This is a genomic window from Streptomyces sp. NPDC056169, assembly GCF_042268445.1.
Classification (GTDB): domain Bacteria; phylum Actinomycetota; class Actinomycetes; order Streptomycetales; family Streptomycetaceae; genus Streptomyces.
The window spans coordinates 143,233-155,730 of sequence record NZ_JBHJUO010000013.1 but is presented as its reverse complement, the minus strand read 5'-3'; the positions used below and the strand labels follow the sequence as shown (position 1 = coordinate 155,730).

General features: G+C 71.0%; 11 protein-coding genes. 4 read left to right on the top strand and 7 right to left on the bottom strand.

Translation table 11 applies throughout. The features are described 5' to 3' along the window. Positions 1–93: 93 nt before the first annotated feature. Both ACFC0G_RS22735 and ACFC0G_RS22730 read left to right on the top strand, forming a co-directional pair. Positions 94–822 (top strand): MBL fold metallo-hydrolase, encoded by a 729-nt coding sequence (locus tag ACFC0G_RS22735; protein ID WP_376405998.1) that lies wholly within the window; start codon positions 94–96, stop codon positions 820–822. A 10-nt stretch (positions 823–832) separates the two neighbouring features. Then, the gene (locus ACFC0G_RS22730) at positions 833–1,639 is read left to right on the top strand and encodes a DUF3097 domain-containing protein (RefSeq protein ID WP_376405996.1); all 807 of its coding nucleotides are present in this window, start codon (positions 833–835) and stop codon (positions 1,637–1,639) included. Here ACFC0G_RS22730 and hemW read toward each other — a convergent pair. The 3 genes from hemW to lepA form a co-directional block, all read right to left on the bottom strand. Continuing rightward, positions 1,636–2,868: a radical SAM family heme chaperone HemW gene (gene hemW, locus ACFC0G_RS22725; RefSeq protein WP_376405994.1), complete on the bottom strand. Its 1,233-nt coding sequence runs from the start codon at positions 2,866–2,868 to the stop codon at positions 1,636–1,638. The two genes, ACFC0G_RS22730 and hemW, sit on opposite strands and share 4 nt — an antisense overlap. An 89-nt stretch (positions 2,869–2,957) precedes the next feature. Continuing rightward, the gene (locus tag ACFC0G_RS22720) at positions 2,958–4,835 is read right to left on the bottom strand and encodes an AMP-dependent synthetase/ligase (protein WP_376405992.1); all 1,878 of its coding nucleotides are present in this window, start codon (positions 4,833–4,835) and stop codon (positions 2,958–2,960) included. Positions 4,836–5,078: 243 nt separating this feature from the next. After that, complete coding sequence (gene lepA, locus ACFC0G_RS22715) at positions 5,079–6,944, bottom strand: translation elongation factor 4 (RefSeq protein WP_329623511.1); 1,866 nt, start codon at positions 6,942–6,944, stop codon at positions 5,079–5,081. Between the two features lie 184 nt (positions 6,945–7,128). Between lepA and rpsT the strand changes: the two genes are divergently transcribed. After that, a complete protein-coding gene (rpsT, locus tag ACFC0G_RS22710) occupies positions 7,129–7,395 on the top strand; it encodes a 30S ribosomal protein S20 (protein WP_317595090.1) in 267 nt (88 codons plus the stop codon). 656 nt (positions 7,396–8,051) lie between these two features. Here the strand turns inward: rpsT and holA are convergent. After that, positions 8,052–9,041, bottom strand: a complete 990-nt coding sequence (holA, locus tag ACFC0G_RS22705) for a DNA polymerase III subunit delta (protein ID WP_376405988.1) — start codon at positions 9,039–9,041, stop codon at positions 8,052–8,054. A gap of 59 nt (positions 9,042–9,100) precedes the next feature. On the opposite strand from holA, the gene ACFC0G_RS22700 reads away from it, so the two are divergent. After that, positions 9,101–9,364, top strand: a complete 264-nt coding sequence (locus tag ACFC0G_RS22700) for a hypothetical protein (RefSeq protein WP_376405986.1) — start codon at positions 9,101–9,103, stop codon at positions 9,362–9,364. A gap of 16 nt (positions 9,365–9,380) precedes the next feature. Here ACFC0G_RS22700 and ACFC0G_RS22695 read toward each other — a convergent pair whose 3' ends face one another. From ACFC0G_RS22695 to ACFC0G_RS22685, 3 genes are all read right to left on the bottom strand, one after another. Continuing rightward, positions 9,381–10,265: a YceI family protein gene (locus ACFC0G_RS22695; RefSeq protein ID WP_376405984.1), complete on the bottom strand. Its 885-nt coding sequence runs from the start codon at positions 10,263–10,265 to the stop codon at positions 9,381–9,383. A 104-nt stretch (positions 10,266–10,369) separates the two neighbouring features. Further along, entirely contained in the window at positions 10,370–11,200 is an 831-nt protein-coding gene (locus ACFC0G_RS22690; RefSeq protein WP_376405982.1) for an arylamine N-acetyltransferase, read from the bottom strand. Positions 11,201–11,227: 27 nt separating this feature from the next. After that, positions 11,228–12,496, bottom strand: coding sequence for an MFS transporter (locus tag ACFC0G_RS22685; RefSeq protein WP_376405980.1), 1,269 nt, complete (start codon positions 12,494–12,496; stop codon positions 11,228–11,230). Positions 12,497–12,498 lie beyond the last annotated feature (2 nt).

Below are 12,498 nucleotides of genomic sequence, written 5' to 3'. Positions count from 1 at the left end.
CCCTGCCCGAGTGCCAGCAATCCCCCGGCCAGTGTACGGCGGCGGGCAACGCTCCTGGCAAGGAGGCGGGGGCGCACCGGTTAGCGTCGCCCCATGGACATCGATTGGGAAGCGTACGGCTGGGAGCGGCTGGGGGACGGAGTGGGCCGACGCCGGCTGCCCGGCTGGGACGCCACGGTGGGCCTGGTCGTGGGCGCGAAGGGGCTGCTGCTGTACGACACGGGCTCGACGCTCGCGGAGGGCGCCGAGCTGCGCGGCCAGATCGCGGCGTTGACGGACGGCCGAAGAGTGACGCACATCGCACTGAGCCACCCGCACTTCGACCACGTCTTCGGCACGGCGGCGTTCGCGGGCGCGGAGGTCTTCGGCGCGGTGGGGGTGGACGAGCTGCTGAGCCGGGAGCGGGACCGGGAGGACCTGCGCAAGGACGCGATGGCGCAGGGGGTCGACGAGCGGGCGGCGACGGAGGCCGCCGACGTCCTGGTGAGCCCGCGGCACGTGGTCTCCGGGGAGTGGACGCTCGACCTGGGCGGCCGGCAGGTGCTCCTGGCGAACGTCGGCCCGGGCCACACGGGCCACGATCTGGCGCTCTTCGTCCCCGGGGAGCGCGAGGTCGTCTTCTGCGGGGATCTGGTGGAGGAGTCGGGCGAGCCGCAGGCGGGCCCGGACGCGATCCCGTCCCGCTGGCCGGACGCGCTGGACCGGCTGCTGTCGCTGGGCGGCGAGGACGCGGTGTACGTACCGGGCCACGGGGCGACGGTCGACGCCACGTTCGTCCGGACACAGCGCGAGGAACTGGCACGCCGCTTCGCCGTGTCATAACCTCGCCCAAATGCGCAGCTACGACCCGGACCTGACACCTGCTTGGAAGCGGTCGGCCCCCGTCCCGGAGGTCCCGGCGGACCACGACCTCGTCGTCGAGGAAGTCTCCACGGGCTTCTGCGGGGCGGTGATCCGCTGCGAGGCGGGCACGGTGACCCTGGAGGACCGCTTCGGCAAGCACCGGGTCTTCCCGATGGAGCCGCGCGGCTTCCTCCTGGAGGGCCGGGTGGTCACCCTGGTCCGCCCGTCCGCCGCCGCCCCGGTACGCCCCACCCGTACGGCGTCCGGCTCGGTCGCGGTGCCGGGCGCGCGGGCCCGGGTCGCCCGGGCGGGCCGCATCTACGTCGAGGGCCGGCACGACGCCGAACTCGTCGAACGGGTCTGGGGCGACGACCTCCGCATCGAGGGCGTGGTCGTGGAGTACCTGGAGGGCGTCGACGACCTGCCGTCGATCGTGGCCGAGTTCGGCCCGGCCCCGGACGCCCGCCTGGGCGTCCTGGTGGACCACCTGGTCCCGGGCTCGAAGGAGTCGAGGATCGCCGCGCAGGTGACGTCCCCGGACGTCCTGGTGGTCGGCCACCCGTACATCGACATCTGGGAGGCCGTGAAGCCGTCCTCGGTGGGCATCAGGGCCTGGCCGAGAGTCCCGCACGGCCAGGACTGGAAGACGGGCGTCTGCCACGCCCTGGGCTGGCCCTCGGACAACACCGGCGCGGTATGGCAGGCGATCCTCAAGCGCGTGAACTCCTACAAGGACCTGGAGCCGGAACTGCTGGGCCGCGTGGAGGAACTGATCGACTTCGTGACGGCGCCCTAGTCCACCAGGTCCCGCACGACCGCGTCCGCGAGCAGCCGACCCCGCAGCGTCAGAACGGCCCGCCCGGCCTCGTACGACGCGGGGTCGAGTCGCCCGTCCTCCAGCGCCCGCGCGGCCGCCGCAAGCCCCGCCGGCTTGAGGATCGACAGCTCGACGCCGTCCCGGAGCCGCAGCTCCAGCAGGATCCGCTCCACGCGCCGGTCCTCCTCCGCGAGGATCTCCCGCCCCGCGCCCGGCGACTTCCCGGCGGCCAGGGCCGCCGCGTACGTCCCGGGGTGCTTCACGTTCCACCAGCGGACGCCCCCGACGTGCGAGTGCGCCCCGGGCCCCGCGCCCCACCAGTCGGCGCCGCGCCAGTACAGCTCGTTGTGGAGGCAGCGCCCGGCCTCCGAGGTGGCCCAGTTGGACACCTCGTACCAGGAGAAGCCCGCCTTCTCGAAGGCCTCCTCGGCGATCAGGTACCGGTCGGCGTGCACGTCGTCGTCGGTCATCGGCACCTCCCCGCGCCGGATGCGACGCGCGAGCTGCGTGCCTTCCTCGACGATCAGCGCGTACGCGCTGACGTGGTCGGGCCCCGCGCCGATCGCCGCGTCGAGCGACGCCCGCCAGTCGTCGTCGGTCTCCCCGGGCGTGCCGTAGATGAGGTCCAGGTTGACGTGGTCGAAGCCGGCGGCCCGCGCCTCGGCGACGCACGCCTCGGGGCGCCCGGGGGTGTGCGTACGGTCGAGGATCTTCAGGACGTGCTGCTTCGCGCTCTGCATGCCGAAGGAGATCCGGTTGAAGCCGCCCTCCCGCAGCTCGGCGAGGTACGCCGGGTTCACGGACTCCGGATTGGCCTCCGTCGTCACCTCGGCGTCGTCCGCGAGCCCGAACTCGTCACGGATCGCCCCCAGCATCCGTACGAGGTCCCCGGCGGCGAGCAGCGTCGGCGTGCCGCCGCCGACGAAGACGGTCCGCACCGGCCGGGGGTCGTCGCCGAGGACCTTCCGGGCGAGCCGGATCTCCTCGACGACCTGCTCGGCGTAGTTGTCCCGGGAGGCGAGCACCCCGCCCGTACCGCGCAGCTCGCTCGCCGTGTACGTGTTGAAGTCGCAGTAGCCGCACCGCGTCGCGCAGTACGGCACGTGCAGATAGAACCCGAGCGGCCGCTCCCCCGCCCCTTCGAGGGCGTGCGGGGGCAGCGCCCCGTCGTCGGGAACGGACTCACCATCGGGCAGTACGGAAGGCATGAGCCCATTGTCCCGTACTGCCCGAGGAAACCGACCGACCTGTGGACAACCAAGGTCCGCGCAGGTCAGGACCGCGGCCGGGAGAGGATTCAGGACTCGCGCGAGCCCGCGTACATCTCCTCGATGAGCCCCTTGTACTCCCGCTCCACGACCGGCCGCTTCAGCTTCAGCGACGGCGTCAGCTCGCCGTGCTCGATGTCGAGGTCGCGCGGCAGCAGGCGGAACTTCTTGATCGTCTGCCAGCGCTGGAGGCCTTCGTTGAGGCGGTCGACGTAGCCCTGGATGAGCTTCTGGGTCTGCGGGGCGGCGACGACCTCGGCGTACGTCCTGCCCGCGAGCTCGTGGTCGGCGGCCCAACCGAGGATGGAGGGCTCGTCGAGGGAGATCAGGGCGGTGCAGAAGTTCCGGTCGGCGCCGTGGACCAGGATGTTCGAGACGAACGGGCAGACGGCCTTGAACTGACCCTCGACCTCGGCCGGCGCGATGTACTTGCCGCCGGACGTCTTGATCAGGTCCTTCTTGCGGTCGGTGATCCGGAGGTAGCCGTCGGCCGAGAGCTCGCCGATGTCGCCGGTGTGGAACCAGCCGTCGGACTCCAGGACCTCGACCGTCTTCTCCGGCAGGCCGTGGTAGCCCTCCATGACGCCGGGGCCGCGCAGCAGGATCTCGCCGTCGTCGGCGATCCGGACCTCGGTGCCGGGGAGCGGCTTGCCGACGGTGCCGGTGCGGTAGGCCTCGCCCGGGTTGACGAAGGAGGCGGCGGAGGTCTCCGTGAGGCCGTAGCCCTCCAGGATGTGGATGCCGGCGCCGGCGAAGAAGTAGCCGATGTCGGGGGCGAGCGCGGCGGAGCCGGAGATGCAGGCGCGCAGGTTGCCGCCGAAGGCCTCGCGGATCTTGCTGTAGACGAGGACGTCGGCGACCTTGTGCTTGGCGGTGAGGCCGAAGGGCGCGGAGGCGGTGCCCGTGCGGCGGAAGTTGTCCTGGGTGGCCTTGGCGTACTCGCGGGCGACGTCGGCGGCCCACAGGAAGATCTTGTACTTGGCGCCGCCGGCGGCGCGGGCCTTGGCGGCGACCCCGTTGTAGACCTTCTCGAAGATGCGGGGCACGGCCGCCATGTAGGTCGGCTGGACCACCGGCAGGTTCTCGATGATCTTCTCCACCCGGCCGTCGAGGGCGGTGACGTGCCCGACCTCGATCTGACCCGAGGTGAGGACCTTGCCGAAGACGTGGGCGAGCGGCAGCCACAGGTACTGGACGTCGTCCTGGGTGACGAGGCCGGTGGCGGCGATGGCCTTGGCCATGTACGACCAGTTGTCGTGCGGGAGGCGGACGCCCTTGGGGCGGCCCGTGGTGCCCGAGGTGTAGATGAGGGTCGCGAGCTGCGTGGAGGTGATCGCGGCGACCCGCTCCTTGACGGACTCGGGGTGCTTCTCCAGGTAGGCGCGACCGCGCGTCTCCAGGTCGGCGAGGGAGAGGACCCAGTCGCCGTCGGTCTCCACGCCCTCGGCGTCGATGACGACCACGTGCCGGAGGTCCGGCAGGTCGGCGCGGCGCTCGACGGCCTTGGCGAGCTGGGCCGCGTCCTCGGCGATGAGGACCCTGGACTCGGAGTCGGAGAGGATGAACGCCGACTCCTCGGCGTTGGTCGACGGGTAGACCGTGGTGGTCGCGGCGCCCGCGCACATCACGCCGAGGTCGGCGAGGACCCACTCCACCCGGGTGGAGGAGGCGAGCGCGACGCGCTCCTCGGGCTGGACGCCGAGGTCGACGAGGCCGGCGGCGATCGCGTAGACCCGATCGGCGGCCTGCCCCCAACTGAGCGACTTCCAGTCGTCGGGACCGGTACCGGAGGCGGCGGGCACCGGGTACCGGTACGCCTCCGCGTCGGGAGTCCGTTCGACGCGCTCAAGGAAGAGGGTCGCCACGGAGGGCGGCCGGTTCTCGATCAGGGTCTGTGTGTCGCTCACGACGTCCTCCGGGCGGCGGCGGTGCCTGCTGGCGGTGCGTAACTACGTAACCGTCTACGTGACTGCCTACGTAACTAACTGGCGAGTAACCTTCGATTCGGGATCAGAGTAAAGGGCCGGGGACCGGCGCGTAAGGGCTTGCAAGGCGCCGCTTCATAACGAACGGGTCCATGCGCCGTCGGCACATGGACCCGTTAGATGCACAGAGCAGCTACTCGCCGCCGCTCCTCGCCGACCCGTCGGCTACTTCTTCTTGCCGGAGGACTCGTCGCTCGACAGGACGGCGATGAAGGCCTCCTGCGGCACCTCCACCGAGCCGACCATCTTCATGCGCTTCTTGCCTTCCTTCTGCTTCTCCAGCAGCTTCCGCTTACGGGAGATGTCACCGCCGTAGCACTTGGCGAGGACGTCCTTGCGGATGGCGCGGATGGTCTCTCGGGCGATGACCCGGGAGCCGATCGCGGCCTGGATCGGCACCTCGAAGGCCTGCCGCGGGATGAGCTCGCGCAGCTTGGCGACGAGCCGCACACCGTAGGCGTACGCGGCGTCCTTGTGGGTGACGGCGGAGAAGGCGTCGACCTTGTCGCCGTGCAGCAGGATGTCGACCTTGACCAGGCTGGAGGCCTGCTCACCCGTGGGCTCGTAGTCGAGGGAGGCGTAACCGCGCGTCTTGGACTTCAGCTGGTCGAAGAAGTCGAAGACGATCTCGGCGAGGGGCAGGGTGTAGCGGATCTCGACCCGGTCCTCGGAGAGGTAGTCCATGCCGATCAGCGTGCCGCGACGGGTCTGGCACAGCTCCATGATCGCGCCGATGAACTCGCTCGGGGCCAGGATCGTGGCGCGCACGACCGGCTCGAACACGTCATCGATCTTGCCCTCGGGGAACTCGCTCGGGTTGGTGACCGTGTGCTCGCTGCCGTCCTCCATGACCACGCGGTAGACCACGTTGGGGGCGGTGGCGATGAGGTCGAGACCGAACTCGCGCTCCAGCCGCTCACGGATCACGTCGAGGTGCAGGAGGCCCAGGAAGCCGACGCGGAAGCCGAAGCCGAGCGCGGCGGAGGTCTCCGGCTCGTAGACGAGCGCGGCGTCGTTGAGCTGGAGCTTGTCGAGGGCCTCGCGGAGGTCCGGGTACTCCGAGCCGTCCAGCGGGTAGAGGCCCGAGAACACCATCGGCTTCGGGTCCTTGTAGCCGCCGAGGGCCTCGGTCGCGCCCTTGTGCAGGGAGGTGATCGTGTCACCGACCTTGGACTGGCGGACGTCCTTCACACCGGTGATGAGGTAGCCGACCTCACCGACGCCGAGACCGTCGGACGGCGTCATCTCCGGAGACGAGACACCGATCTCCAGCAGCTCGTGGGTGGCGCCGGTCGACATCATCTTGATGCGCTCGCGCTTGTTGAGCTGCCCGTCGATGACTCGCACGTACGTCACGACACCCCGGTACGAGTCGTACACGGAGTCGAAGATCATCGCGCGGGCGGGGGCGTCGGCGACGCCGACCGGGGCGGGAACGTCGCGAACGACCCGGTCGAGCAGCGCGTCGACACCGACACCGGTCTTCGCGGAGACCTTGAGGACGTCCTCCGGCTGGCAGCCGATGAGGTTGGCCAGCTCCTCGGAGAACTTCTCCGGCTGGGCGGCCGGCAGGTCGATCTTGTTCAGCACGGGAACGATGGTGAGGTCGTTCTCCATCGCCAGGTACAGGTTGGCCAGGGTCTGCGCCTCGATGCCCTGGGCCGCGTCGACCAGCAGGACCGTGCCCTCACAGGCCGCGAGCGAACGCGAGACCTCGTAGGTGAAGTCGACGTGCCCGGGCGTGTCGATCATGTTCAGGATGTGCGTACGACCCTCACCCTGCCCGTCGGTCGGGGCCCACGGCAGTCGGACCGCCTGGGACTTGATCGTGATGCCGCGCTCCCGCTCGATGTCCATCCGGTCGAGATACTGGGCACGCATCTGCCGCTGGTCGACCACACCGGTGAGCTGGAGCATCCGGTCGGCGAGCGTGGACTTGCCGTGGTCGATGTGCGCGATGATGCAGAAGTTGCGGATCAGAGCCGGGTCGGTACGGCTCGGCTCGGGCACGTTGGTAGGAGTCGCGGGCACGCAGGGTCTCGTCTCGGGGCGATGTCGGATCGATACGTAGGCTCCATGGTCCCATGCCCGCCGCCCTGTGCCCGGTTTGGGCGGCCCCGAGGGTGACTGGTACTGTGGACAGCTGTGTCTCGTGTGCCCTCTCAGCTGCGAGTCACACTCCAGAAGGAACATCGAACCTGTAAAGGCTCTTTTCGTGGCGAACATCAAGTCCCAGATCAAGCGGAACAAGACCAACGAGAAGGCGCGCCTGCGTAACAAGGCCGTCAAGTCGTCGCTCAAGACCGCGATCCGCAAGGCCCGTGAGGCTGTCGCCGCCGGCGACCTCGAGAAGGCCACCGTTGCCACTCGCGCCGCCTCGCGTCAGCTCGACAAGGCTGTCTCGAAGGGTGTCATCCACAAGAACGCCGCCGCCAACAAGAAGTCGGCGCTGGCGATCAAGGTTTCCTCCCTCCAGGGCTGAGCTCTGATGTAACCGGTCGTACGGGACCCAGCGGGCCCTCTCTCCCGCTCCCGCCCGACCACCAGGACTCGCACGCGGACGCGTTCGCCACGCGGGTGCGAGCCCACCAGTCTTACCCCGAAGGCCCCGGCCGCTCCTCCCCAGGAGCGCCCGGGGCCTTCGGCGCGTCCAGCACCGGGGACACACGGTCAAAACGGCCACTGCCCCCACCGGCGCCTGCGGACCGAAGCCCCCGCTGACCTGCGGCGGGGGGCGACGCCCCAAGGCCCCACGGTACGAAGCAGCCGCTGCCCCACTGACGCCACTGCGGCGCGAAGCTGCCGCTGACCTCGCTGGGGGCGAACTTCCAGGACCCGCGGCGCGCCGCTGCCGCTGTCTCCCCGGGGGGTCCGGGGGCGGAGCCCCCGGGAAACTCACCTCATCCCCCACCAGCCCCCGGCAGGGTTTCGGGAAGGGGTGGGGTGGGGGAACCCGCTCCGACACCAGCCACGAACCACCCCGCACCGCCCCACAACCCCGGCCCAGCTCAGCCCCGCCCAGCTCAGCCCGGCCCGGCACAGGCCCGCCCAGCTCAGTCCGGCCCAGCAGGGCCAGGCACAGGCACAGGCCCGCCCAGTTCAGCCCGGCCCAGCAGGGCCGGGCACAGGCGCAGCCCCCTACTCCCGCCGCAACCGCGCCGCCCGCGCCACCGCCACAACCGCCTTCTCCAGGGCGTACTCCGGGTCGTCGCCTCCGCCCTTCACCCCCGCGTCCGCCTCCGCGATCGCCCGCAGCGCGAGGGACACCCCGTCCGGGGTCCACCCCCGCATCTGCTGCCGCACGCGGTCGATCTTCCAGGGCGGCATGCCCAGCTCACGTGCCAGATCCGCCGGCCGCCCACCCCGCGCCGACGAGAGCTTGCCGATCGCCCGTACGCCCTGCGCCAGCGCGCTGGTGATGAGCACCGGCGCCACCCCGGTGGACAGCGACCAGCGCAGCGCCTCCAGGGCCTCCGCCGCCCGCCCCTCCACGGCCCGGTCGGCCACGTTGAACGACGAGGCCTCCGCGCGGCCGGTGTAGTACCGCCCGACGACCGCCTCGTCGATCGTCCCGTCGACGTCCGACGTCAGCTGCGCGCACGCGGACGCCAGCTCCCTCAGGTCGCTGCCGATGGAGTCCACCAGCGCCTGGCACGCCTCCGGCGTCGCCGCGCGCCCGAGCGCGCGGAACTCCTGCCGGACGAACGTCAGCCGCTCCGCCGGCTTCGTCGTCTTCGGGCAGGCCACCTCCCGCGCCCCCGCCTTGCGCGCGGCGTCGAGCAGGCCCTTGCCCTTCGCTCCGCCGGCGTGGAGCAGGACGAGCGAGATGTCCTCGACCGGGTCGTCGAGGTAGGCCTTGACGTCCTTGATCGTGTCGGCGGAGAGGTCCTGCGCGTTCCGCACGACGAGGACCTTGCGCTCGGCGAAGAGCGACGGGCTGGTCAGCTCGGCCAGCGACCCGGGCTGGAGCTGGTCGGAGGTGAGGTCGCGCACGTCCGTGTCGGCGTCGGCGGCCCGGGCGGCCGCCACCACCTCCTGGACGACGCGGTCGAGGAGCAGGTCCTCCTGCCCCACGGCGAGCGTCACGGGGCCGAGGAGGTCGTCGGGGGAAGTCTTTCTGGTGGCCATCGCGATCCAGCATCCCACGGGCCACTGACAGCCATGCCCGACGCCGGCGTCCTCCGGCCATGCCCGAGAATGGCGCGGTGAGCGAACGACGACACGTACTGGTACTCCCCGACCGCGACTCCGCCGAGGAGGTCGCCCAGGAACTCCCCGACCGCTTCGGCGTGGCCGAGGCCCCGCAGCTCGTCCGCGACGCCCTGGCCGGCGAGGACGACGCCGAGGACGCCCAGTGGCTGGTGGTCGTCGAGGACCCGGACGGCCGGCTCGACGCGGCGGCGCTCGACGACCTCGCCGCCGAGTACGAGGGCTGGCTGGAAGCCCCGTAACCCCTGGCGCGGCCTTCTACGCGGTCTTGGGCACGATCTGGATGTCGAGGTCGATGCTGATGCTGGACCCGACGGCCGCGATCCCGCGCGCGAGCAGCGTCTGCCACGTGAGGGTGAAGTCCTCCCGGTGCAGCTCGGTGGTGGCCCGGCAGGCCCCCCGCGTCTCGCCCTCAAGGCCGTTCCCGAGGCCCAGGTACCGGGTGTCGAGCGTCACCGTGCGACTCACTCCGTGAAGGGTGAGCGCCCCGGTGACGGCCCAGCGGTTACCGCCCCGGTGGACGAAGCGCTCGCTGTAGAACTCCAGCGTCGGGTACACGCCGACGTCGAGGAAGTCGCCCGAGCGCAGATGGTCGTCGCGCATCTGCACCCCGGTGTCGATGGAGGCCGCGTCGATGACGACGTGCATCGCCGACTGCTCCATGCGGTCGGCGATCCGCACCGCGCCGGCGAAGCTGTTGAACCGGCCGTGGATCCGCGCGAGGCCGATGTGGCGGGCGGTGAAGCCGATCTGCGAGTGCGTCGGGTCGATCTCCCAGTCACCCGGCTCCGGGAGCTGCGGCTGCGGCGCGACCTGGAGCAGGACGTCGCCGACGCCCGTGTGTCCGCCCTCGGTGACGACGGCGCTGCCGTGGTACGGCGTGTAGCCCTCGGCGGTGACCGCGAGCCGGTACTCGCCCGCCGGTACGGTCGCGAGCGCCGTGCCGTACGGGTCGGTCTCCCCGCCCAGCACCTTGCGGCCCGCGCCGTCACTGAGGACGAACTCGGCCTGCCGGACCGGTTCGTGTACCGGGTCGATGACCCGGCAGGTCAGCACGCCCGCCGAGGCGGGCACCGCGAGACCGGCGAGCGGGCCGCCCCGCGCCGCCCCCGCCGCCCGCTTCCCGAAGAGACGATCGAACATTCTTCACGCACCCCCGCATGACTCGTTCACTATGCAACGAAGTCGCATTCGATCACCGTTGAGGCGTTCGAGGCAAACGAGCCAAGTGTTACCGAGGGTCCGAATTAGGCATTCCGCTTCTCGACGACCGGCAGCTCGCCGAGCACGATGCCGAACAGGTCCCGGTACGCGCCCCGCACCTCCTCGTCCCCGTCGAGCACCCGCTCGACGCGCTCCCCGTGGGCACGGGTGATCAGCTTGCGGCCGCTGAGGGTGATCCGGCCCTCCTCCGTGAGCAGGGAGCAGACGAGGGACCGCGGAAAGTGCGAGTCCGGCGAGGTCCGGTGGTACCAGGCGCCGGCCGTGAAGTCCGCGAGCTCGCGGGGCCGCACCTCCAGCCGGTACTGCGGCTTCCCGTCCCGCAACACATCCAGATCGCCGACATCGCCACCGGCGGCCTCCTGGATACGGAACACCCCACCCGGGTCCGCCTGGTCCCCGCGCTCGTCGAAGGCCAGCGGGTGGTGGCTGTGGTCACCGAAGCCGACGTCGGCCAGCCATCGCTCCCCGTCCGCCGTCTCCACGAGCAGCGCCATGTGGTCGTACGGGATCCCGAGCTTCCCCTCCCCGTCGATGACGCGCGCCTGGAGCAGCGAGACCCGGTAACCGAGCTCCCGCAGCAGGACGGCGAACGTGGTGTTGATCTCGTAGCAGAAGCCGCCCCTGCGGCCGGCGACCACCTTGTCGACCAGTGCCTTCTCGTCCAGGACGATGTCCTCGCCGAGGTGGATCGAGAGGTTCTCGAAGGGCACGCTCAGCAGGTGCCGCACGTGCAGCTCGCGCAGGGCGGCGCCGTCCGCACGGGCGGGCCGCCGGGCACCGATCCGCGCCAGGTAGGCGTCGGCGTCCGAGTGGGCAGGCGCCGTCGGGGTGGGGGCGTCCGGTTCAGTGGTCATACCGACAGTCTCGCTCCTCCCGCATGCTCACGCGGCCCCGACGGGCGTCGACTCCTGCTCGGTCACGGGCAGTTCACGCATCCGTGCCAGCGGCGAAGGCAGCAGCCAGAGCACGGCGAGCACGGCTCCGCCGGTGGCGATCCACAGCGTCGGGCGCAGCCCGATCGCGGTGCCGAGCAGGCCTCCGACGAGCGCGCCGAGGGGCCGGAAGCCGTGGTTGAGCGTGCGGTACGCGCCCATGACCCGGGCTCGTACGGCGTCGGGAATCACCGCCATCTGGAACGACCCCGCGGCGATGTCCACGATCATCACGGCGACGCAGGAGAGGAACTCGGCCACGAACAGCACCGCCACCACCAGCGGAAGCGGCCCGTCGGCCAGGGGTATCAGGAGCAGGGGCAGCGTGAACCCGAGGAAGCCGACGACGAGCGAGGCACCGATGCCGATCCGCCGGACGACCGCCCCGCTGCACGCGGCTCCGATGAGTCCGCCCACCGCTCCGGCTCCGAGGATCAGGCCGAGCAGTCCGGCGCCGATGCCGAGTTCGGCGGTCGCGTAGAGCACGAAGAGGGTGTGGAACATGTAGTTGAAGAACTGGACCGTGCCGGAGGAGGCGAACAGCGCGCGCATCGACGGGTTCTTGAGCACCCAGCGCAGTCCTTCGGTGAAGTGCCCCTTGACCACGGGGGCAGGCGGGGGTTCGACCGCCTTGATCCGGGCCAGGTATCCGGCCGACACCACGTAGGTGAGGGCGTCGGCGACCAGGGCGAAGGGCGCGGTGAGGACCTGCACGAGGACGCCCCCGATGCCGGGTCCCGCGAGCCAGGACATCGAACGGCTGCCGTTGACCAGAGCGTTCGCCTGTACGTACCGGTCGGTGGGCACGAGTGCCACGAGGAGCGTGGCGTTGCAGACCTCGAAGAGGACGGTGAGGGCACCGATCCCGAAGGCCACCGCGTACAGCTGACCGAGCGTCAACGCGTCGAGCGCGTACGCCACGGGGAGGGTCAGCACGAGCGCCGCCCGCCCGAGGTCCGCCGCGATCATGGCGCGCCTGCGGCGGGCCTGCCGGTCGGCCCAGGCACCGAGCGGCAGGTTGAGCAGGAGGGCGGGGAGGAGTTCGGCGGTCTTGAGCCAGCCCATCTCGGCGGCGTCGGCGCCCAGGATCAGGACGGCGGCGAGCGGGAGGGCGATGAGCGAGATCTGGTCCCCGACGAGCGAGACGGTCTGTCCGGTCCAGTAGCGGCGGAAGGTCCGCTCGCGCAGCAGTGCCGGTATGCGTTCCACGAGGGCCATCT

Bases quoted from the DNA above. Each gene is read 5' to 3' on its own strand.
- ACFC0G_RS22735 (WP_376405998.1), top strand. From the start codon at position 94: ATGGACATCGATTGGGAAGCGTACGGCTGGGAGCGGCTGGGGGACGGA.
- ACFC0G_RS22730 (WP_376405996.1), top strand. From the start codon at position 833: ATGCGCAGCTACGACCCGGACCTGACACCTGCTTGGAAGCGGTCGGCC.
- hemW (WP_376405994.1), bottom strand. From the start codon at position 2,868: ATGCCTTCCGTACTGCCCGATGGTGAGTCCGTTCCCGACGACGGGGCG.
- holA (WP_376405988.1), bottom strand. From the start codon at position 9,041: ATGGCCACCAGAAAGACTTCCCCCGACGACCTCCTCGGCCCCGTGACG.
- ACFC0G_RS22700 (WP_376405986.1), top strand. From the start codon at position 9,101: ATGCCCGAGAATGGCGCGGTGAGCGAACGACGACACGTACTGGTACTC.
- ACFC0G_RS22695 (WP_376405984.1), bottom strand. From the start codon at position 10,265: ATGTTCGATCGTCTCTTCGGGAAGCGGGCGGCGGGGGCGGCGCGGGGC.
- ACFC0G_RS22690 (WP_376405982.1), bottom strand. From the start codon at position 11,200: ATGACCACTGAACCGGACGCCCCCACCCCGACGGCGCCTGCCCACTCG.
- ACFC0G_RS22685 (WP_376405980.1), bottom strand. From the start codon at position 12,496: ATGGCCCTCGTGGAACGCATACCGGCACTGCTGCGCGAGCGGACCTTC.